Annotated in this window: 18 protein-coding genes; 12 read left to right on the top strand and 6 right to left on the bottom strand. The window is 44.1% G+C overall.

The genetic code is table 11. From position 1 onward, the window contains the following. Positions 1-92 precede the first annotated feature (92 nt). Positions 93-761: an HAD-IA family hydrolase gene (locus tag R8O10_RS03555; RefSeq protein WP_047103569.1), complete on the bottom strand. Its 669-nt coding sequence runs from the start codon at positions 759-761 to the stop codon at positions 93-95. A gap of 195 nt (positions 762-956) precedes the next feature. After that, a complete protein-coding gene (locus R8O10_RS03550; RefSeq protein WP_005376378.1) occupies positions 957-1,466 on the bottom strand; it encodes a hypothetical protein in 510 nt (169 codons plus the stop codon). 145 nt (positions 1,467-1,611) lie between these two features. On the opposite strand from R8O10_RS03550, the gene R8O10_RS03545 reads away from it, so the two are divergent. The 4 genes from R8O10_RS03545 to glgC all read left to right on the top strand — a co-directional run bounded on the left by R8O10_RS03545 (position 1,612) and on the right by glgC (position 7,360). Continuing rightward, the gene (locus R8O10_RS03545; protein WP_005397614.1) at positions 1,612-2,082 is read left to right on the top strand and encodes a CreA family protein; all 471 of its coding nucleotides are present in this window, start codon (positions 1,612-1,614) and stop codon (positions 2,080-2,082) included. A 234-nt stretch (positions 2,083-2,316) separates the two neighbouring features. After that, entirely contained in the window at positions 2,317-3,621 is a 1,305-nt protein-coding gene (locus tag R8O10_RS03540; RefSeq protein ID WP_005376376.1) for an inosine/guanosine kinase, read from the top strand. A 235-nt stretch (positions 3,622-3,856) separates the two neighbouring features. Next, on the top strand, positions 3,857-5,605 hold the full coding sequence (locus tag R8O10_RS03535; RefSeq protein ID WP_213880732.1) for a formate--tetrahydrofolate ligase: 1,749 nt from the start codon (positions 3,857-3,859) through the stop codon (positions 5,603-5,605). Positions 5,606-6,142: 537 nt separating this feature from the next. Next, positions 6,143-7,360: a glucose-1-phosphate adenylyltransferase gene (gene glgC / locus R8O10_RS03530; RefSeq protein WP_025767797.1), complete on the top strand. Its 1,218-nt coding sequence runs from the start codon at positions 6,143-6,145 to the stop codon at positions 7,358-7,360. 97 nt (positions 7,361-7,457) lie between these two features. Here the strand turns inward: glgC and R8O10_RS03525 are convergent, their stop codons facing one another. After that, positions 7,458-10,619 carry a chitinase C-terminal domain-containing protein gene (locus tag R8O10_RS03525; protein WP_318191103.1) on the bottom strand — a complete coding sequence of 1,054 codons (3,162 nt, stop codon included), beginning with the start codon at positions 10,617-10,619 and terminating at the stop codon, positions 7,458-7,460. Positions 10,620-10,896: 277 nt separating this feature from the next. Further along, the gene (locus R8O10_RS03520) at positions 10,897-11,778 is read right to left on the bottom strand and encodes an AraC family transcriptional regulator (RefSeq protein ID WP_017634187.1); all 882 of its coding nucleotides are present in this window, start codon (positions 11,776-11,778) and stop codon (positions 10,897-10,899) included. Between the two features lie 206 nt (positions 11,779-11,984). Between R8O10_RS03520 and R8O10_RS03515 the strand changes: the two genes are divergently transcribed. The 7 genes from R8O10_RS03515 to R8O10_RS03485 all read left to right on the top strand — a co-directional run bounded on the left by R8O10_RS03515 (position 11,985) and on the right by R8O10_RS03485 (position 18,519). Further along, entirely contained in the window at positions 11,985-13,133 is a 1,149-nt protein-coding gene (locus R8O10_RS03515; protein ID WP_017634188.1) for an iron-containing alcohol dehydrogenase, read from the top strand. A gap of 294 nt (positions 13,134-13,427) precedes the next feature. Then, positions 13,428-14,084: a lysoplasmalogenase gene (locus R8O10_RS03510; RefSeq protein WP_005376394.1), complete on the top strand. Its 657-nt coding sequence runs from the start codon at positions 13,428-13,430 to the stop codon at positions 14,082-14,084. 162 nt (positions 14,085-14,246) lie between these two features. Then, positions 14,247-14,981, top strand: a complete 735-nt coding sequence (locus R8O10_RS03505; RefSeq protein ID WP_203345420.1) for an amino acid ABC transporter ATP-binding protein — start codon at positions 14,247-14,249, stop codon at positions 14,979-14,981. Next, the gene (locus R8O10_RS03500) at positions 14,981-15,778 is read left to right on the top strand and encodes an amino acid ABC transporter permease (RefSeq protein ID WP_238959052.1); all 798 of its coding nucleotides are present in this window, start codon (positions 14,981-14,983) and stop codon (positions 15,776-15,778) included. Before R8O10_RS03505 ends, R8O10_RS03500 begins: the two co-directional genes overlap by 1 nt. Positions 15,779-15,787: 9 nt before the next feature. Beyond that, positions 15,788-16,606 (top strand): transporter substrate-binding domain-containing protein, encoded by an 819-nt coding sequence (locus R8O10_RS03495; RefSeq protein ID WP_318191102.1) that lies wholly within the window; start codon positions 15,788-15,790, stop codon positions 16,604-16,606. A gap of 81 nt (positions 16,607-16,687) precedes the next feature. Then, entirely contained in the window at positions 16,688-17,608 is a 921-nt protein-coding gene (locus R8O10_RS03490) for an amino acid ABC transporter permease (protein WP_171342925.1), read from the top strand. A gap of 92 nt (positions 17,609-17,700) precedes the next feature. After that, positions 17,701-18,519, top strand: coding sequence for an EAL domain-containing protein (locus tag R8O10_RS03485; protein WP_005386068.1), 819 nt, complete (start codon positions 17,701-17,703; stop codon positions 18,517-18,519). 106 nt (positions 18,520-18,625) lie between these two features. Here R8O10_RS03485 and R8O10_RS03480 read toward each other — a convergent pair whose 3' ends face one another. Then, on the bottom strand, positions 18,626-19,159 hold the full coding sequence (locus R8O10_RS03480; RefSeq protein ID WP_053303581.1) for an RNA-binding S4 domain-containing protein: 534 nt from the start codon (positions 19,157-19,159) through the stop codon (positions 18,626-18,628). A 226-nt stretch (positions 19,160-19,385) separates the two neighbouring features. Here R8O10_RS03480 and R8O10_RS03475 point away from each other — a divergent pair, with 226 nt between their 5' ends. Beyond that, positions 19,386-20,339, top strand: a complete 954-nt coding sequence (locus R8O10_RS03475; protein WP_053303578.1) for an endonuclease/exonuclease/phosphatase family protein — start codon at positions 19,386-19,388, stop codon at positions 20,337-20,339. A 17-nt stretch (positions 20,340-20,356) separates the two neighbouring features. Here R8O10_RS03475 and cra read toward each other — a convergent pair whose 3' ends face one another. Then, positions 20,357-21,337, bottom strand: coding sequence for a catabolite repressor/activator (gene cra / locus R8O10_RS03470; protein WP_170893210.1), 981 nt, complete (start codon positions 21,335-21,337; stop codon positions 20,357-20,359). Positions 21,338-21,631 lie beyond the last annotated feature (294 nt).

Genomic DNA, 21,631 nt, shown 5'->3' with positions numbered 1-21,631 from the left:
CTTCTCATCTATCCAATGTCTACATCAAACGCCTTACCTACAGTCTAAACTTAAGCACATCCACAGCTTGAGTCCGGTTTGCCATTAATAGGTCAAACAGAGCAGCCACACAGCTGCTCTTTTAATTCATCTAAATGATGGATGCGAATTACACGCTCGTCATCAACACGATTGATAGCTTCACCATTAAATAACTGCACCGTTTTGATACCGGCGTTTAGTCCCGCCTCAACTCCTTTAGGAGTGTCATCAATATAAAGACAGTCACTTGGTAAAAAGCCCATGCTCATAGCACTGTACATGATTAAATCGGGCTCAGGCTTCCAACTATTCGCATCGAATGCCGAGAACACTTTCCCTCGGAAAGCATCGAGTAAACCGGTTAACTCCAAAGCGTATTCAATTTTATCTTTAGGTCCATTAGACGCCACACAATATTCGATATTATGCGAATCCAAAAACTGAATTAATCGTTTTGCGCCATCCATCGGCTGTAAGTGACGCACAAAAAGAGACTGGACTTCTTCTCGGTATTGCGGCTCTAAAACATCAATTGGGACTTTGATATCTTTCAATTCTTTAGTATCTAAAAGGATGTCAGCGAGCTTTCCTCCTTTAAAGTGAGAAACGCACTCTTCCATCGTTAACTCAGCCCCATGCTGGTTAAATACATTGACGAGCGCTTGGCAACACAGTCTTTCGCTGTCGACCAACGTACCATCACAGTCAAATATCACGCACTTAATATTGGTAATTGCCATAGCCATCTCCAGACGTCTTAAAGGCTCAAGCCCAAGCTGATTTTAAGAATGTTTGGATTAATCTTATTTGAGTTTGGGATTGTTGAAACGACGAGCTTGGCATTTCATGGAAATAGAAGGGAGCAATTACAGTTTTTCTAAGCAAGATCACCCAACGTCATCTTGCTTTACTTTTTATGCACATTGATGTGTAAGTTAGTTTTCGATAACCACTGAGTCTAACAGTTTTTGCTCGGTGCTTAGTCTTTTAGCCAGATCAGCCACAAACGAGCTTTTGTATTTTGATTCAGAAACAGCAACATCAGAGATGAGTGTATTTCCTTCGAGATGGCTAACAATAGCAGCACCAATTGGGACTCCAGATTTAAAACCAACATATAATTCAAAATCTGGCGTGAGGATAATCTGTGTCAGATATTCAATGATCATATCTTTATCATACTGCTGTTCCCAGCGCTGAGATTGCAAGATAGAGAACATAATGGTCAGTCGATGAAAATCGACCAGAAAAATATCGTCGGGGTTAAATTCAGAGTCACTTTCCAGTAGTGTGTCTTTGTCGACTACTTGATACGTTGCTTTTTCTAGCGTTTTGAAATAGACATCGCGCCCTTTCAAACTCTCTGGTGTCGGAAATTCAACTTCGACCAGATCATACAGCCATGTATTTTTACGCTCGATACTGGCTAACTGTTGTTCATTCATCTTGATACCTTCGTTTAGAGCAGTACATTAGCATGAAGCCCGCAACAAACCTAGCGCACATAGACCTTTCCGTGGCTAAATTTTGTTTTAGGTGCAAACCTCTGATAGATTTCATCAATATCTTTCCTAGTTAAGGACAAAAATAATGAAAAAGATGCTGTTAAGTGCATTGCTTGCTACTACTCTAGTTGGTTGTTCAGATAACGATGTTGCTGACGTGGGGCTCGGTTGGTTTACTTTGAAAGACATCAAAGTCGGTGAGTTGAAAGACGAGGTGGTAACAGGTGTCACATGTCACATCGCCTCTATCGAAGCGGATTTCAGCTTAGCAGATCCAAGTGATAGCTCAATATCATGTCGTCAGACTGGCGAAATCACACCGGAAATGATTGCAAAAATAGATAAGAGTAAGTCCGGTGAAATTGTATTTAAGAAGTCAAAAAGCATTTTCTTCAAAACAATGAAGGTTCGCCGTATTTATGATGCCGATAACCAAACCTTACTCTACTTGTCTTATACAACAAAAGAGACCGATGGTAGTTTTAAGCATAGCCTTTCGACAGTCCCACTTTGGGGTACCAAGGCTTACGTTGAGCCAACTGAAGTGAAAAAGTAACGCGGGTAAATTTAGTTAGCGCGGAGCAGGCTCTTTCCGGGCGCTGCTGAGCAACAAGTTTAAAAAACAACCCATTGCAATACGACAAGCCTCATAAATTGCAGCTGCTTTGGTTGCTATTTACTCAGCTCGCTGATTTTTTCAGCGAGCAGACTTCTTTGTAATAAATCGCTACGATTTTCATTTTTTTGTGATACAATCCCGCCTCTTTTTTTTTCTCACTCAAGAACAAGCATGAAGTTTCCTGGTCAGCGTAAATCTAAACACTACTTCCCAACTCACGCTCGAGATCCATTAGTAAACCAAATCCGACAGGCACCTAAGCTATATCGCCCAACTATTGTTGGTGTCGGTCAAACCATTGTAGATATCGAAGCACGTGTAGATGACGCGTTTTTAGAGAAATACAACCTGAGTAAAGGACATTCGCTCGTTCTTGAAGAAAGCAAAGCAGATGCTCTTTACGAAGAACTGGTTGAGCAAGGCCTGATCACACACCAATACCCAGGTGACACGATTGGCAATACTCTTCACAACTACTCAGTTTTAGCCGATAGCAAATCCGTTTTGCTCGGTGTGATGTCTAAGAACATTCAAGTCGGTTCTTTTGCTTACCGCTACCTTTGCCGTACGTCTTCACGCATGAACCTTAACCATTTACAAACGGTAGATGGCCCTATTGGTCGCTGCTACACCCTAATTTCTCAAGACGGTGAGCGTACATTTGCTATCAACGAAGGTCATATGAATCAACTACTTCCGGAAAGCATTCCTGAAGAGATCTTTGAGAAAGCATCAGCCCTGGTTGTTTCTTCTTACCTAATGCGTGGTAAAGAAGAAGATCCAATGCCTAAAGCGGTACAAAGAGCGATCGACTTTGCTAAGAAGCACGATGTGCCTGTTGTACTTACGTTAGGGACGAAGTACGTTATCGAAGGCAACGCACAGTGGTGGCAAGAATACATTCGCGAAAACATTTCTGTTGTCGCTATGAATGAAGAAGAAGGTGCGGCGCTAACAGGTGAAACAGAGCCGCTAGCTGCTGCTGATAAAGCACTTGAATGGGTTGATCTCGTACTGTGTACGGCAGGACCAAATGGTCTGTACATGGCTGGTTACACCGACGAGAAAGTAAAACGAGAAACCACACACGACATCCTTGAAAGCTCCCTCGAAGCCTTTAACCAGTACGAGTTTAGTCGTGCGATGCGTAAAGAAGACTGTCAAAACCCAATGAAGGTATACTCTCACATCGGCCCTTACCTTGGTGGACCATTAGAGATTAAGAACACTAATGGTGCAGGTGATGCAGCCCTTTCAGCCTTACTGCATGACATGGCAGCAAACTCTTTCCACCAAAAAGAAGTGCCTAACTCAGAAAAGCACGAAGTACGATGCTTAACCTACTCCTCACTTTCTCAGATTTGTAAATACGCAAACCGAGTAAGCTATGAAGTGTTGACGCAGCACTCTCCTCGCCTATCGCGAGCGCTTCCTGAACGAGAAGATAGCTTAGAAGAGACTTATTGGGATCGTTAAAACGACAGCTTTAAAGCTAAAAATATATCAAGGTCACCATTTGGTGGCCTTTTTGTTTTATCTAGCACTATAACGAGTAGATTTCGTTAGTATGTCGCACAATACGAAGCAGTAAACTCTTTACAAGCCTAACCGAAACAGTACCATCACCAAGCAGACCTTTGCCTCACAATAATACTCGTTATAACTCAGGTAGTTTTTCAACGCTACCTGTGTGCCACTTTGGGGATTCTCCATGCAGTCAGATATCGAAATTTGCCGAAACACACCACTTTCTTCTATTGATGTTATCGCGGAAAAAGTAGGACTATTGCCCGAAGAGTATGACACTCACGGGAAGCACAAAGCCAAAGTCCACCCAAAATGTTTGGAACGACTCAAAGCAAATGATGACGGTAAACTTGTACTCGTCACTGCGATCACGCCGACTCCTCTTGGCGAAGGAAAAACCGTTACGACGATAGGACTGGCGCAAGGTTTAGCAAAGCTTAATCAATCTGTTATTGCATGTATAAGGCAACCTTCGATGGGACCCGTCTTCGGTATTAAAGGTGGCGCAGCGGGCGGTGGTTATTCTCAAGTAGCTCCAATGGAAGAGTTAAACTTACACCTTACTGGTGACATTCACGCAGTGACAGCGGCGCACAACCTTGCTTCAGCCGCTCTTGACGCTCGCTTGTTCCATGAGCAACGCGAGGGTTATGATGCCTTTGAATCACGCACCGGGTTAAGAGCACTTAAAATCGACACGGCAAGTATTACTTGGAAACGAGTGATGGACCATAATGATCGTGCACTACGTAAAGTCAAAATTGGCCTCAATGATGCAGGGAAAAACATTAATGGTTTCGAGCGTGACGAAGGGTTCGATATTTCAGCCGCTTCTGAGTTAATGGCTATCATTGCACTAGCCAAAGATTTAAAAGATTTACGCCAACGTATCGGGAAAATTGTCGTAGCGTACGATTTGAACGGAAACCCGGTCACCACGGAAGATCTACAAGTTGCAGGAGCAATGGCAGTAACACTAAAAGAGGCGATTGCACCAACACTGATGCAAACTCTAGAAGGTGTTCCTACGTTGATCCATGCAGGTCCATTTGCAAATATCGCCCATGGAAATTCATCCATTATCGCGGACGATATTGCGCTAAAACTGTCAGGTTACACGGTAACTGAAGCCGGTTTTGGTTCGGATATGGGATTTGAGAAAGCGTGTAACATTAAAGCTGCTGCCGCCAACAAAGCTCCTGACTGTGTAGTGATCGTAGCAACATTACGCGGCCTCAAAGCGAATTCTGGACACTACGATTTACGGCCAGGTATGGCTATTCCAGATTCCATTTTTAATCCGGACCAAGCAGCATTGGAGGCTGGGTTTGAAAATTTAAAATGGCACATAAATAACGTTCATAAATACGGTTTACCTGCTGTCGTTGCCATTAACCAGTTTCCACAAGATTGTGTGAAAGAGCTTAAAGCTCTTGAAGAGCTGATTCACCAATTTAATCCAGAAGTTAAAGTAGCCATCAGCACCGCTTTTTCGCAAGGCGGACAAGGCGCAACGGAACTAGCTCAACATGTTATTGATGCGTGTACCACGCCTGTAGAGTTTTGTCCGTTATACAACAAAGAGCAATCATTACTCGAAAAGCTCATGGCAGTATGTGAAGCGGGCTATGGAGCAACCAATATAGAAATGACTCCTATCGCGACTGAACAGCTCAAACATTTTGAGCAATTAGGCTTTAACAACTTAGCGGTTTGCATCGCGAAGACACCACTATCGATAACCACAGACTCCGCAGTCAAAGGCGCACCAACTGGTTTTACCGTCCCAATCCGCGAGCTGCGCTTGTGTGCGGGCGCAGGATTCGTTTATGCATTATCTGGTACCGTGATGACGATGCCAGGCTTACCTGATAAACCCGCATTTATGAATTTAGATCTTGATGATGAAGGAAATATCATCGGTCTCTCTTAGTGCAGTGATAACGTATCGCTATCAGTGAAGTGAGCATATTCATTAAGTGAGTGGTCTACTTACCTATCCACTCACTCTCAACAACTGTGAAAAGAGTTGTCTCAGGCCTTCTACTCTTGAATTGTTGATACAAAGCTCTCTTGCCTTACATCAACGCGCCTGTTTTAGACCTTTAGAGTTAAGACGCTAACCCTAAGCCTTGTTTAGCCATAGTTATTAAGCTAGAAAACCCTATTTATCTTCTTGTTTTGTAGCCACTTTACATTGTAAATCCATACTTGTTGACCTCTCCTTTCTACAATTTTGCGCCAATTTGATGCACGGGCTATTTAGCGCTTCACTAATATGGTGCAGTTGTCTTACAGTGAAATTTTAACCTCCTTGATTTTTAAGGAGATATTCTATGGCTCGATTCTTGTAGTAGACTTTTCACTAATAAGCACATTAGCACATGCTTTTCAAAACCTCTGCGTTGCATACCACCTCCTTCAGGTTAGCACCGTTTTGATGCATGTCAGAAAAGGGAAAGGGAATATTATGGAAGACGCACTCGCCGTAATTTTAGCAGGAGGGATGGGGTCTAGACTCAGCCCACTCACCGATGACAGAACCAAGCCAGCCGTACCTTTTGGCGGAAAATATAGAATTATAGATTTCACACTAACCAATTGTTTACATTCGGGTTTACGCAAGATCCTTGTTTTAACCCAATATAAATCTCATTCACTTCAAAAACACTTACGAGACGGCTGGTCGATATTCAATCCAGAGCTAGGCGAGTACATTACTGCTGTTCCACCACAAATGCGCAAAGGTGGTGCATGGTATGAAGGAACCGCCGATGCGATTTATCACAACATGTGGTTGCTATCGCGAAATGATGCAAAGTATGTGGTTGTGTTATCCGGCGATCATATCTATCGAATGGACTACGCCGCAATGCTTGAAGAGCATAAAGAGAAAGGTGCTAAGCTCACCGTTGCCTGTATGGATGTTCCCGTAGAGGATGCTTCAGCATTCGGTGTAATGGGCACCACAGAAAACGGGCTCGTTACTTCGTTTATAGAGAAACCTGAAACCCCACCTACTCTTCCTGGAAGCGCGACCAGAAGCCTTGTTTCTATGGGAATATATATCTTTGATATGGATGTTTTGAAAGAAGCGCTTGAAGAAGACTCAAAACTCGATTCATCAAGCCATGACTTCGGAAAAGACATCATACCTAAGCTAATTGATACCGAATCCGTTTACGCTTATCAATTCTGTGGCAGTAAAGGGCGCGTCGATAAAGATTGCTATTGGCGCGACGTGGGTACCATTGATTCCTTCTATGAAGCGAATATGGATCTACTAGAACCTGTGCCGCCAATGAACCTTTATCAGTCTAATTGGGCGATTCGTACTTACGAGCCGCAGTTTCCACCAGCTCGTACTGTATCGTCGGCCACGGGTAATGAAGGCATTTTTATTAACTCCATCATTGCTACCGGTGTCATCAATTCCGGAGGCTCGGTACAGCACTCCATTATTTCCTCTAATGTACGCATTCAAGATAGTGCAACGGTAGTCGATTCCATCATTTTTGATGACGTAGAAGTCGGTGAAGGAAGTCAGTTGGTCAACTGCATAGTTGATAAACATGTTCGTATTCCGCCACATACTCAAATTGGCATCAACAAACTTGAAGATGCGAAGCGATTTAAAATCTCAGACAAAGGTATTGTCGTCATACCTGAAAGTTACCAATTCGATTAAACGACAAACTATCACAACAAAAAAGCGCACGATAATCATCGTGCGCTTTTGTTTAAGTGCCTGTAAACATTAGGCTATAACAAATAATCCATAATAATTAGATGTTACATACCGTTGACCAGCTACCATCTGTACCCGGTTCAGCCGCTGTCCACCAGTTCGCTTGATAAACCACACCGTTGTGGATGATCTTATCACCTTGGTTAGCGTGGCTTGGATTACCTGCCCAATCCGTTTGTGGCAGAGCTGGGTATGTCACTAAACCTGTTGTATCACACGTACCTGGTTCAGTGGTACCACCACCCGTGCCCGCATTGAGATCACCAATTGGTAGAGCTGGCTGTTCAAACTTAAACGCAAACTCTTTACCACCAGAAATCACTGAGTAGTTAGCCGGACCAGAGATTGGTAGGTAGTAAACCATATCAAGCTCGTAAGTGCCGCCCGCCGGCAAGTCTTTCCATGCTGGTAGAGAGAACGACACACGGTGCATTACGCCATCTAAGCCACCAATGTTGTTTGCTCGAGTATGTCCAGAAGCAATTACTTTCAAATCACCACCTGATTGGTCTTTCGCGTTGTCCGGCGCAGATACTGGGATATCGAATTGGAATTCAGTACCGCCAGGGATCGCTTGACCAGTGTTGTTCGTAAACGTGATTTTCGGGTTAATTGGGTAGTTTTGATCGCCAACTTTGAAGCCGCCAACACTAACAGTAATGTCTACTGCTTCAGTTGGTGTTGGACCAGTCGCTACTTTATTACCGTAAGGCGTCGCAGACTTAAACTTGTCGTAGATAGCTTTGGTCATAGTGTTACCCATGTGGTATTCACCATTACCCGCCGCACAAGCTTGTTCAGTTGCATCTACTGCCGTACGATTACCATTTGCATCCAGTACGTAACAGTTGTAGTCACCGGCTAGTTCCCAGAACATGATACCGCCGATCTCTTTATCGATAACGTAATCGGCTTTCACCTCGATAGAAGCTTTATCTTCCGTAGATAGGAATACGCTCTTCTCCGCGTTCCACAACCAAGGTGCTACAGCAACGCTATCGTAATGACGAGTATAAGTACCAACAAACTTATCTGAAGGATCATTAACTGGGTCAAGACCGTAAGCAGCTGCGTAAGAGCCCCATATACCGTTTTCTAGGTTCTTAGCATGCCACATTGGGTTAGAACCAGCGCCCATTTCGTTTCCTTTAGGGTCGGTATCATGCCACATGTTGTCGATACCAATAGCGCCGTGACCACAGTTGTTCTTCTCACCTTCACCTGTGCCCGGTTGGCACTCTGCTTGGTTTGGTAGTGCCGCTCGGCCCCAAAGGCCATTTTCACCACCAGTAACACCTTGCCAACCACGGGTGTAGTAAGGAACACCAATGTTAATACGACCTGCTGGCATAGAACCACGGAAGTAATGGTAAGCCCAGTCTGTGTTCAAGTAACCGATACCACCGTATGCAGCAGTGCCGTATACGTTCCACTGCGCTAGCTCAGAGTCTTTACCTGTATCGAATAAAGCCGCGTTATGACCAACGTGATCATTCCAAGCCCCATGCAAGTCGTAAGACATGATGTTTACGTAGTCTAGGTACTTAGTTACATCGAAGGTTTCCATCCCACGTAGCAAGTAACCTGAAGATGGTGCTGCGATAGTCAGCATATAATGAACACCATCTTGCGCGGATGCCGCATCAAGTTTCTCACGCAATACTTTCATCAGCTCTTGGTAAGACGCCCATAAATACTGACGACGTGGTTCCATGAAGCCTTTGTCGTAAGGGTTACCAGCACCAGCCATTGACGTCGGGTATTCATAGTCGATATCCAGACCATCGAACTTGTACTGACGCATCATTTCAACGGCTGAAGTTGCGAACTTCTCAATACCAGCATGATTAATAGAACCGTCCGCATTCGTCGTCATGGTGTAGAAGCCACCATCAGCTACACGATCGCCGTTCGTATCGAAGTGACCGCCCGTTTCAGCCCAACCACCAATCGAGATTAGCGTTTTAACATCATGTTTTTGCTTGTAAGTTGCTAGTGCACCAAAATGACCTTTAAAACCAAGCGCAGGATCTACCTCAACGCCTGGCCAAGTTTTACCTGTAGCAGGGTTGTTAGGATCATTTACGTCGCCAACGTTTACTTTGCCGTCAGAACCAATGCTCACAAACGCGTAGTTAATGTGAGTAAGTTGTTCCCAAGGAATGTCTTTAACAAGGTAAGTCGATTGTGGGTCGTCACCTGCTCTCCAACTGGTGAAGTAGCCGATTACACGACGTGGGTGATCAGCCCCCATTTTCTCACGGCCTTCTTCGTCATAAATAGAACAGTAAGGAACATCTACACCCGTTGTTTGATAAAGACCATCAGGACGACAATTAGATGTCACTGCGCCGCCGTTTACCGTTAACGTTGCAAGTGCAGAATCTGCTGTTGCTCCAGCATCATCGGTTGCTCTCGCATAAACACTTAATGAGCCAGCTTGTGAAGGGGTTACATCCAGCGTGTATGGTGCTGTTGTAGCAGTGCCAGCAAGCACACCTGCAACATAAAAATCAACTTTAGCAACGGTACCATCCGCATCCGTAGCATTTGCAGTCAGTGTGACGGAACCACCCAGGTCAATAGAGTTCGCAGAAAGCACGACATCCACTGTCGGCGCTTCGTTACCAGGTTGCGCTGATGCCACAGTTAACGTCACAACACTTGCCGTACTAACGGCACCTGCATCGTCATAGGCCTTGGTAGAGAACTCGTGCTGTCCTTCAGTTGCTGTCCACGATGCAGCATACGGCGCAGACGTTGCCTGACCAACTAATACACCATCAACAAAGAACTCTACTTTGCTAACAGTCCCATCAGTATCTGCCGCATCTGCAGCTAGGTTAACAACATCACCCGCAGTCACAGAAGCCGACGCAGAAGGCGATGTCAGAGTAACCGTCGGGACTTCATTCTGAGGTGGATCAACCGGTCCAGTGCCATCACAAGCGCCAAGTGTTTCCCACTCGCCCCACTCACCAGATTGCGCTGGATTGTTGTTTTGCGTCCAGTAACGCGCTTTATAAGCATTACCTTCATGCTGAACTTGGTCGCCACCGTTATAAACTTTTGATGATTGCCAAGTTTCTAGAGGGGCACAGTCAACTGCTGCGTAGCTATTGAAGGCCATAAGACAAGAAGCGGTGAGTGTGCTTAGTGTGAACACGTTTTTCACTGCATTGCCGTTTTTAAGGTGCATAATCGCTCTTCCTTAAGTTATTGTTAAAACAATACTAAATGCGCTAAACGAAGCGCATCTATACTTTTATTTCGACGTAAAATAACTTAAGTACAAGTTGGTGATTTCACACTATCTATTTACGAGTTTTCCACACCGCCTCGCAACAATCCACTAAATGATTGCAACAACGTACCTATTATTTGGCACCAGTAACTAATTTTATAACTTAAATAAATATGTCACTCGCAAATTAATAAAAAAGGTAAAAAAAGTCGCCATTTTGAAACAAAGATCACTAAGCCTTTGTTGACCTTGGCGTTTCATTAAAATGCCGCTTGTACTCGCGACTAAACTGTGATGGGCTCGTGTACCCAACCATTCTCGCTGCATCATTAACACGTCGCCCCTCTAACTGGATCAATTCGCGCGCTTTGTTAAGTCGAACTTTCTTAATATATTGCAACGGAGATTCAAGCGTGACATTGCGAAATGCTTGATGGAAAGCAGACACACTCATGTTGGCTTCTTCAGCCAATGCTTGTACGTTCAACTGTTCGTGATACGCTTGATGTACACGATTTAGTGCTTTAGCTACCCTCGCGTAAGAACCTTCTTGATGTGCTAGGTCAAATAAAACATACCCCTCTTTGCTCACCAAAGTACGATACACAATTTCCTCAAGAAGCAGCTCGCCAAGCATGATGACATCAAGCTCGTCACACATTGCTTTCATTAACCGCTTGCACGCATCCAACATACCTTCATTCATACGTACCGACTTAAGGCCGCAACGGGTCGCATCCAGACACTTATTACTGAATTTCTCACCCTCTAATTTTTTAACGAGTTTATGAAGAAGCGTTGGCGAAATATCTATCGAAATGCCAAGTAAAGGCTCATTGTTTGTCGCAAACGCTTCGCACTCTAGTGGCATGGGAACCCCGACAACAAGGTAATCATCGGGCCCATATTGCACTGGTGTATCACCAATATGAATGTTCTTATGCCCTTGACCCAATACGATGATGCCGGACTGATAGACAAACGGCTGGCGATGATTCCCTTTGCTACTGCGATAAAACCATACGCCATCTATCGCTGTTTTCTTCATACCTTCTAGATCATGCAGCCCCTGCTTTTCAACATATTGCTGCATGATATCTGCGAGAGTGTGCATTAGAGCGCTCCATCAATGACCAACGAGTTTGGTCTCTATTATCGTTTCGAGCACTATACTTCCTCTCGACTTTAACTTTCTAGCTCAAGAGCATTAATTTTGTAGAAATAGGCAAATTATTTGCAGAAATCGACCTGTTAACCATCGTTAATCAGGACTAATATGCATGTATTCAATCTCCTTCACTGGAAGCAAGAGGGCTAATAATGAACTTTTCTTATGTAAACCCAACCAAGATTTTCTTTGGTCAAAAACAAATCGCAGCAATCAAAGAAGCTATCCCATCCGACCAAAAAGTTTTAGTGGTATACGGTGGTGGCTCCATCAAAAAAAATGGCGTGTACGACCAAGTAGCGGAAGCTCTTGAGGGACATGAATGGCTAGAGTTTTCAGGTGTTGAACCAAACCCAACCAAAGAAACACTCGATAAAGCAGTCGCAATGGTAAAAGAGCATGGCGTTGACTTTATTTTAGCGGTAGGTGGTGGTTCAGTCATCGATGGCTCCAAATACGTAGCAGCGGCATCAAAGTATGATGGTGATGGTTGGGATATCATGATTGGTAAGCACCAAGTCACTGAAGCGACGCCTCTAGCTGCAATTTTGACATTGCCAGCAACAGGCTCAGAGTCAAACATGGGCGCAGTTATCACTAAAAAAGAAACTCAAGACAAACTTCCGTTCATGTCTCCAGCAGTGCAGCCAAAATTTGCCGTGTTAGACCCAGATGTAATGAAAACACTGCCAGAACGCCAGCTTATCAACGGCATTGTTGACGCATGGGTGCACGTATGTGAGCAATACTTGACGCTTCCTACCGGTGCAATGGTTCAAGATGGTTACGCAGAAACACTGCTGAAAACCTTAAAAACACTCGGAGAACAGTTTGCGGAACGAGACGACGATATGTGGCGCGCAAACTTAATGTGGTCTGCTAACCAAGCATTGAATGGGTTAATTGGTAGTGGCGTTCCACAAGACTGGGCGACACATATGATCGGCCATGAATTAACCGCTCTATGGGGCGTTGATCATGCGCGTTCTCTTGCAATTGTCCAACCATCGTTACTTCGTAACCAAATGCAGTTTAAGCGCCCTAAGTTAGAACAAATGGGTCGCAACGTATTTGCTCTTGAAGCAGGTGAGGATTTAGCAGAGCGCACAATCGAAGCTATCGAAGCGTTTTATCATCAACTTGATGTCGCAACTAAGCTCGAAAACTATGGTGAGAGCCGTGAACAAGCTATCGATGCCATCATTGATCAACTAAACAAACACGGCATGACTGTTTTAGGTGAAAACCAGGCGATCACACTTGAACGTAGCCGAGAAATCTTAGAGTTAGCTGTCTCATAACTGCAACAATTCTTCACTGCCCTTCCTAGGGTTTAACGGTATTGTGACTTAACAGTCACAATACCGTTTTTTTATGCTATTTTGTAAGCCACATCACGTTCAAAACGAGGAGGCTTCTAAAAACAACGATTCCCTCCAGACAAAAAATCGGCCGCGTTGGTTAGTAAAGAGACAACTGTCCAGCTTTACACAAATAAAAATAATTGAGATCAAAGAACGAGTTAACTCGTTAATTAAGTTTTGATTTGTTGTAGTGATGTACTACATAATTTTGTCTGTTCGAGAAAACACTTTATGTGGCTAGTTGTTGTCGTATTAGCATTCATACATATCATCAGTATCCGTAAAGGCTCTAAATGGCTCTTTTACGTTTCTAAACCATTACCAGTGCTCTGTATGCTTGGTATTTTAATTCAGTCCCCGGCTTACCCAATGCCATATGCGCATTGGATTTTGATTGGCTTATCGCTCTCGTTGCTTGGTGACGTGTTATTAATGCTCCCTAGAGACAAGTTCATTACAGGATTAGTGCTCTTTTGCTCTGCCCATCTCTCCTATAGTTATGGTTTTGCCATCATGTCAGCGTGGCATTTTACACCTTGGCTCCCAATTGCCTTGTTCGGACTCGGTATATGCGTCTACTGGTTGTTCCGACCGGATCTCGGTAAAGAAAAACGGCCAGTTGCTAGTTATATATTGGTACTGATGACTATGTGCTGGGCTTCGATCGAGTATTATTTGAGTGGGAAAACACAATCCTCCTCTTTTGCAGTGCTCGGAAGCTTTATCTTTATTATCTCTGGCATCGTATTGGCTTTCGAACGCTTTGGAGGACGGTCAATATTTTCACGACAAGTTGTCATGGTGACCTACTATTCTGCACAGACACTAATGGTTATGTCTGTTGTTGCGATTGTTGTTCGTTATCCGTATCTCGTTGAACTGAGTTAGTCACACTCTAGACTGCACCAACATTAAAGAAACATGGATGTATCTTGTAATCGATCTGAATAGAGTCTTAAAATCATCGCCTAAACATTAGCTTATTCTTAATGAAATTATGCGCACAACTTGCTATTGTAAAAGGATATTTTTCCGTTATAGCGTGCCCCTTTGAAAGAGAATACTCCCGTCGTTGAGTTTAGCGACGTAAACAAGTGGTATGGCGATTACCACGCTCTAAAAGACATCAACTTCTCCGTGCATTCTGGCGAGATCGTCGTGGTGTGTGGCCCTTCAGGTTCCGGAAAATCAACGCTCATTCGTTGCATCAATCATCTTGAATCGATTCAAGAAGGCCAACTTCATGTGTTCGACCAGCCTTCTCATGCAAAATCCCTTAAGCCCGGCAAAATCGGCATGGTGTTCCAGCACTTCCACCTTTTTCCTCATTTAACTGTACTGGAAAACCTTACCTTAGCGCCGATTCGCACACTCAAATTGTCAAAACAAGAAGCTGAAAAACGCGCACGGCATTACCTCAAGCGCGTCAATATTGAAGAACAAGCGAGCAAATACCCCATCCAGCTTTCCGGCGGTCAGCAGCAACGCGTCGCGATTGCCCGCTCCTTGTGTATGGAACCGGATTTACTCCTGTTTGACGAGCCAACTTCAGCGCTTGATCCGGAAATGATCAACGAAGTGTTGGATGTCATGGTTGAGCTGGCTCAAAGCGGAATGACGATGATTTGCGTCACGCATGAAATGGGATTTGCCAAAAAAGTAGCGAACCGCGTGGTATTTATGGATGAAGGCCAAATCGTGGAAATGAACTCTCCAGTCGCCTTATTTGAGACACCACAGCATCCACGCACCCAAGCATTTTTGAACCAAATTTTAAGTTACTGATGATAGTTCGCGTAATCAAACCTGTCCTTCAAGCTTTACTGCAAATGACGCTCCTCTTCATCGCGATTGTGTGGGTGTTGGACTCTGGTGCCGACGCTATGGGCTATCAATGGCAATGGGAGCGCGTACCTGATTACATCGCTTTTTATGAAGATGGCGAATGGTGGCCGGCAGAACTTATTGATGGGCTATTGGTCACGCTTAACATCTCGGCTATTAGTCTATTTTTTACCTTAGTATTAGGGTTGGTCACCGCGTTACTAAGGCTTAGCGATTCGAAAGTCGGCAATATTATTGGTACAACTTACGTCGAAGTAATACGTAACACGCCGTTGTTGGTGCAAATCTATTTACTCTACTTCGTGTTTGGCCCCGTGATTGGTTTGGACCGATTCAGCACCGCCGTTTTGGCATTATCCCTTTTCCAAGGTGCCTACACCGCGGAAATATTCCGTGCAGGTTTAAACAGTATTCCTAAAGGGCAATTCGAAGCAGCACAAACTCTCGGACTATCACCGTTTTACACCTACAAAGACGTAATTTTGCCTCAGGTTTTACAGCGCACATTACCGCCATTAACCAATGAAGTGGTTTCTTTGATCAAAAACTCTTCCATTGTAAGCGTGATGGCGATTTTTGATCTAACAACACAGGCACGCAACATCGTCTCAGAGACGGCGATGCCATTTGAAATTTGGTTTACCGTGGCAGCAATTTATCTTGCTCTCACTCTGTCACTTTCTGGCTTGTCTGCATGGCTAGAACACAAACTCGGAGCCAGTTGGCGCAAATTATAAGGAGATAACATGAAGTTATTCAAAGCGACCATTACTGCATTATTAGGGCTAGCCATCGCTATGCCTACAATCGCGAAAGAAGATGTTGCCACACCCAATGTAGATCAAATCAAAGAACGAGGCACTTTGCGCGTTGGTATGTCAACATTTGTACCCTGGGCAATGCGTAACAAGCAAGGTGAGTTAATAGGTTTTGAAATCGATGTGGCCAAACGCTTAGCACAAGATTCAGGTTTGAAAGTGGAATTCGTACCGACTGCATGGGATGGCATTATTCCCGCATTACTGGCGAAAAAGTTCGACGTGATCATTGGTGGCATGTCTGTTACGCCTGAACGCTCCAAAAGCGTCTTGTTTACTGAGCCCTACTCGCACTCAGGCGTTCAAGTAGCAGCAAACAAAAAACTCGCCTCTGGTTTTAGCGAATTTTCGGATTTTGATTCACGACGCGTAAAAATTGCGGCTCGTCGCGGCGCATTCACCGTTCAAGTAGCCAGAGAAACCTTCCCGAAAGCGAAGATCCTGCAATTCGATGACGACGCACAAGCGTTCCAAGAGGTGCTGAATGGTAACGCCCACGCGGTCATTGCTTCTAGCCCAAAACCAGAACATGAGACAGTGAAACACAGCGACAAACTATTCCTTCCATTCTCTGAGCGACTATCACAAGGTAACGAAGCCTTTGCAGTTCGTTTGGGGGAAGAAGATAAAAAGGCCTTTTTCAATAAATGGATTGAAGCAAGAACCCAAGATGGATGGTTAAAACAACGTTATGAATACTGGTTCTCGACATTAGATTGGCAAGATCAAGTCGCGCAAGGCCAGTAATCTTAATGGCTCGTGGACGCCGCGAGCCTATACTCTCCAATCATTCATTTTACTTTTCCATAACTTATCGGAGTCAAATTTTTGGGCGAACACACTACCACTCGCACAGCACCCGCGAAATCCAGCACAGGCTACCTTTTACCGCAATTAAACACACTAGACTGGGTACTACTTGTTATGTGCGGTATCGGTGGTGTTTGGCTGTACCATCGGTCCGCTGTTGGTGTGCATTATTTGTGGCAGTGGAAAGAGGCGCTTGAATTACTTTTCACGCCTAGAGCAGATGGTAGTTTGCCCTACTTCTTCCAAGGTTTGATTTCGACGTTAAGGCTCAGTGTTTGGGGCATAAGCTTCGCATTAGTGTTTGGCACTTTGTTAGGCTTAGGACGCTTCTCTCGTTCCGTTTGGTTGCGCACACCTGCCAATGCGTTTATCCAGTTAGTGAGAAACATCCCTCCGTTGGTGTTTGTTTTTATTTTCTACTTTTTCATTTCTAACCAATTGATCCCGTTGCTCGGTTTGGAAGATCTTCTACGAAACTACAACGGCGAACCAAATGCGCTACAGCGCTTTCTGTTTGGGCCTTCTAACCTTTGGGAAAACCTTGCCTCTGGCGTGTTATGCGTCGGCTTACTCTCTTCTGCCTACATTGCAGAAGTTGTGCGCGGTGGTTTACAAAGTATCGACCAAGGTCAGTGGGAAGCGGCTGACTCATTGGGCTTGTCTCGATGGGTGAAATACCGATTTGTTATCGCGCCACAGGTGCTTAAATCAATAACACCTGCACTTGCCGGTCAAACCATCTCTTTGGTGAAAGACACCTCTATTGTTTCACTGATTTCGATACAAGAAATGACGTTTGTTGGGACAGAGATGGCAAATTCATCAGGGTATATATTTGAAATTTGGTTGATTGTCGGCCTTGCTTACTTCTTAATTTGTTTTGGTCTGTCACTTATTTTTCGCCACATTGAAGCAAAATCGGAAGCCATTTCAAATTAACTCAACCGCATATGTAATTAGGCACATTTGATTCTTCAAATCAGAATTGCACCCTGTTACATTGGCAAGATGCTAAATTTTCGGCGTTTTTCATGGAGTTAAAGAATCAATCCGACTACGAGCGATACATAAAACAAGATAATCTTGGTGAATATTACGTAGTTCTCAATCAATTCACTTTTCACAGTGTTTATCAGCCAATTTTTGATAGACGCCAACGTATTATTGGTATGGAAGCCTTACTGCGTATTCGTGGCATTGATGGTTCCCTAATTCGTCCTGACGTGTTTCTGGCCAATAATGGTCTTGATCCCTACTTTCGCTTATGTGTAGAGTTTTTATCCAGAGCAATGCACATTCGAAATTTTGCACGCTATTTCGCGGGGACGCCGATCAAACTGTTTCTTAACGTCATGCCTCAAACGCTACTCACACTAACCAAAGACATGGGCTTTAAAGATAACGGCCTGCTTTACAAACGCCTTTCCGAACTTGGTATGAGCCCATCAGACGTCGTTTTTGAAGTAGTCGAAGAGTCATGCGGAAATACGGATTTATTAATCAAAGCCGTACAGTTAATGAAAGCAAATGGTTTTATCTTTGCTATCGATGATTTTGGCGCCCAACATTCTGATATCGCACGTGTTCAGCAGCTCTGCCCTGACATCATCAAAATCGATCGTTCCTATTTGCTAGACTACTGCGCCGGAGAAACCTTTTCCATACATAGCGCCGTTGATCTAGCGGATCATATGGGAGCAAAAGTCATTATAGAAGGGGTTGAAGAAGACGTGCAGCTACAAGCTATGTATCAACTTAATTTGGATTATTACCAAGGCTTTTACTTAGGAAAGCCTTGCGCCATTCATCACTGGACAGATAGCCTAAACATCGAGACGACTGTGCATTAACACTGCCCACTTACAGCACAGTGAAACCAAAAAAGCGCCGATATAATATGCTCGGCGCTTTTTAGTTTTACTCAGATGTCACTTATTTAGTTAAGCGTTCATTTCCCTAGAAAAAATCAATAGAATTACGACCGCTCTTCGGATCACGAGTGGCTTGCGGTTTGTCTTCTTTTTTGCCTTTCTTAGCAGACTGAGACAACGCTTCTTTCTGCGCTTTACGTTCTTTATGCGCTGCTTTTCGGCCTGTTGACTTAGGTCCAGAGCCTTTAGCTGGCTTGCTTTGGCGAGATTTCTCTTTACGTGCAGATTGCGCTTCTTTCTTCGCTTTCTTTTCTGCTTTTTGCTCTGCCGTTTCAGGTTCGGTTACTGGCGCATCGCAAACCACAACATAATATTCCTGGTTAAACTCAAAAAAGTCACCATCATACATCTTGCGGCGCTTACGTGTTTCTAGTTCACCATTCACCGCGACGTAGCCTTCCTCGATGATATGTTTTGCTTCGCCGCCACCGCTGACCAAGTTTGCGATTTTAAAAAGCTTGTACAGTTCGATTGGATGCGCATCAACATCGATGCCAATCGCTTCGATCTCAATCTCTTCGCCTTCTAAATACTCTTCGTGGTCGTAATCTTGGGTCATGTTACTTACTCTTACTATTTGATGCCCTGAAGTTTAAACGCAATGCTTAAAAATAGAAACCTCTGGCGATGTTCAATCACCGATTCACCTTGGCATTTGAGCACCTCTTAACCCATTTAGCTTGTCGCTCGTTAGCTTGTATCTCGATGCGTAGCTCAAACGAAGCTGCAATTACGCAACCTGAAGGTATATACTCTCTAAGTTATTGTTGAAAAGAGCGAATACTTTGTCTCAACCAAGTAGAATTACCTTTGTCACTGCGAACTTGTTTAATTTTGTCGCACCGCCTAACGCTTACTATGATTTCGAGAACATATACTCGTTAGAGCAATGGCGAGACAAACTTTCGTGGACGCAACGTCAAGTTGAAAAACTGGAAGGCGACGTGATTGGCTTACAAGAAGTATTCAGTATCGAGAAGACCCAGGCATTCTTTTCAACCATCGGCTACCCCTACTTTGCGACCGTTGACACCCCACATGTTGAGGATGAGTACATTTACTCAAGCCCTGTTGTGGCAATCGCATCTCGGTTTCCAATAGAAAAAGTACAAGCGGTAGAGTTTGACTTAGCAACGCTTGAGCCTTTTGGAGTAAGTGTTGTTCCAGAGTTCAGTCGCAAACCTATCTATGCCCAAGTAATACATCCTGTACTTGGTCATATCGCCGTTTACGTAACGCACCTGAAATCTCAACGCCCAGCCGACTCAGAACAACCAGAAACGTCTAGCACGATTATTGGGCGCTGGTTATCCACCCAGCAAAGAGGCTGGGAAGCAGCGATGTTAAGAGACGCGATGCAAAAGAGGTATCGAAAAGAACCAATGCCGACAGTGTTAATGGGCGATATGAATCAACCTATCACTCCTATCAGCGTTAACAGCTCATTAGTATCCAATACTAGTGACAGCGTCACTGAATTACAACTCAAAGATGGTTGGTTATTGCAAAGTGACCCCCTGAAGGATGAACGCCCAGCCACGCACTATCATTTTTCCACTGGGAATGTACTCGACTATATCTTGCTCTCACAAGAGTTTGACACCTTATCAGATATATCGGTTGCCGAGGTTGTTGACTATCAGGTGTCTAACCAACATCTGATCAACCCGATTTATGACAGAGATAAAAACGCCAGCGACCACGCATTTGTGGCGCTGACGGCTGAAGTAAAGCTTTGAGCAACCTATTTAGTGACTTAGTGACGTCTCACAATTTTACGCGGGATAAGTTCTACGCCAGGCTTGTAACGCTTAGCGGAAGCGTTGAGTGCTAACTCCATTGCGCTGTCCGCGATCAACTCAAACTGTTGAGGCAAAGAGTTGATTTTCACAGGCAAGAAGTCCAGCAGTCGATTATCACCAAATGTCGCTAAACGCACCTTTCCCATCAGTTCTGGTTTTTCTAGCATTACATCCAACACACCTTCTAACAGTGTGTATGACGTTGTAACAATGGCATCTGGCAATGCGTTCTCTGTTAACCATCTCTCTAAGACTTTCTTGCCTTCTTCCCGGGAGAAGTGTTGTCCATAACCCACTGTTGCCGTTTTACCACCTTGTTGAGAAGCAGATAGAAAACCGAGCTCACGCTCTTTTGAGACTTGAAGATCTTGCAATGCACCGATTAAGCCAATGGACTTAATATCCTCTGACAGTACTGACTGAGTGAGTTCAAGTGCGGCATCAAAATCTTCGCTGATGACACAACAAAAGTGCTCATCATCCATTGGACGGTCTAGCGCGATAACTGGCGTACCAGAATTTTGCAACTTAAGATAATACTCGTTTGCAGTGGGCATACCACTTGCCACAAACAACGCATCAATACGACGACTGACTAATGCTTCCGCCACCTTTTGCTCTGTATCAGGATCATCATCAGAGCAGCCAATCAAAATTTGGTACCCCGCTTTCCGAGAGTTCTGCTCTATCAACTTTGCAAGACGCGCATAACTGGTGTTCTCTAAGTCTGGGATGATAAGCCCAAATGAGCGTGAATTACCTGCCCGCAAGGAAGACGCCGCATGATCTGGCTTATAATTGTACTCATCTACAACGGCCATCACCTTTTTCTGAGTCTTCTCGCTGATGCGGTATTTCTGCGCTTTTCCGTTAATCACATAGCTTGCAGTTGTCTTAGAAACACCCGCTAATTTGGCTATTTCATCCAGTGTCATATTCTAAACCTTATTCTGTGCGCGCGATCATATTAATACATCAACGATCTTTCGATAAGTTGAATTATAAGCTGAACCGATTCAGTATAAAAGCTGAAAGGATTCAGCAAAACTTAAAAATTGACGTAAATCACCTGAATACACAACAAACCAATTTGTGAGCTAGGCTATAGGACAGCGGCAAAGGCTCGTTTGTTAACGTCAGTTTTTAAAACAGTTTTTCTGAGTCTTTTAAAAAATTTACCAACAAGCTGAATCGATTTAGCTTGAAATATAAAAAGGTTTGAGGAGTGA

It is taken from the genome of Vibrio sp. 1727 (assembly GCF_033344415.1).
In the GTDB taxonomy this organism is placed as follows: Bacteria; Pseudomonadota; Gammaproteobacteria; order Enterobacterales; family Vibrionaceae; genus Vibrio; species Vibrio alginolyticus.
The sequence above is the reverse complement of the archived record's forward strand: the minus strand, read 5'-3'. Positions and strand labels throughout refer to the sequence as shown.

What these genes read in the sequence shown, in the direction of transcription:
- R8O10_RS03555 (WP_047103569.1), bottom strand. Translation starts at nt 761, where the DNA reads ATGGCAATTACCAATATTAAGTGCGTGATATTTGACTGTGATGGTACG.
- R8O10_RS03550 (WP_005376378.1), bottom strand. Translation starts at nt 1,466, where the DNA reads ATGAATGAACAACAGTTAGCCAGTATCGAGCGTAAAAATACATGGCTG.
- R8O10_RS03545 (WP_005397614.1), top strand. Translation starts at nt 1,612, where the DNA reads ATGAAAAAGATGCTGTTAAGTGCATTGCTTGCTACTACTCTAGTTGGT.
- R8O10_RS03540 (WP_005376376.1), top strand. Translation starts at nt 2,317, where the DNA reads ATGAAGTTTCCTGGTCAGCGTAAATCTAAACACTACTTCCCAACTCAC.
- R8O10_RS03535 (WP_213880732.1), top strand. Translation starts at nt 3,857, where the DNA reads ATGCAGTCAGATATCGAAATTTGCCGAAACACACCACTTTCTTCTATT.
- glgC (WP_025767797.1), top strand. Translation starts at nt 6,143, where the DNA reads ATGGAAGACGCACTCGCCGTAATTTTAGCAGGAGGGATGGGGTCTAGA.
- R8O10_RS03525 (WP_318191103.1), bottom strand. Translation starts at nt 10,619, where the DNA reads ATGCACCTTAAAAACGGCAATGCAGTGAAAAACGTGTTCACACTAAGC.
- R8O10_RS03520 (WP_017634187.1), bottom strand. Translation starts at nt 11,778, where the DNA reads ATGCACACTCTCGCAGATATCATGCAGCAATATGTTGAAAAGCAGGGG.
- R8O10_RS03515 (WP_017634188.1), top strand. Translation starts at nt 11,985, where the DNA reads ATGAACTTTTCTTATGTAAACCCAACCAAGATTTTCTTTGGTCAAAAA.
- R8O10_RS03510 (WP_005376394.1), top strand. Translation starts at nt 13,428, where the DNA reads ATGTGGCTAGTTGTTGTCGTATTAGCATTCATACATATCATCAGTATC.
- R8O10_RS03500 (WP_238959052.1), top strand. Translation starts at nt 14,981, where the DNA reads ATGATAGTTCGCGTAATCAAACCTGTCCTTCAAGCTTTACTGCAAATG.
- R8O10_RS03495 (WP_318191102.1), top strand. Translation starts at nt 15,788, where the DNA reads ATGAAGTTATTCAAAGCGACCATTACTGCATTATTAGGGCTAGCCATC.
- R8O10_RS03485 (WP_005386068.1), top strand. Translation starts at nt 17,701, where the DNA reads ATGGAGTTAAAGAATCAATCCGACTACGAGCGATACATAAAACAAGAT.
- R8O10_RS03480 (WP_053303581.1), bottom strand. Translation starts at nt 19,159, where the DNA reads ATGACCCAAGATTACGACCACGAAGAGTATTTAGAAGGCGAAGAGATT.
- cra (WP_170893210.1), bottom strand. Translation starts at nt 21,337, where the DNA reads ATGACACTGGATGAAATAGCCAAATTAGCGGGTGTTTCTAAGACAACT.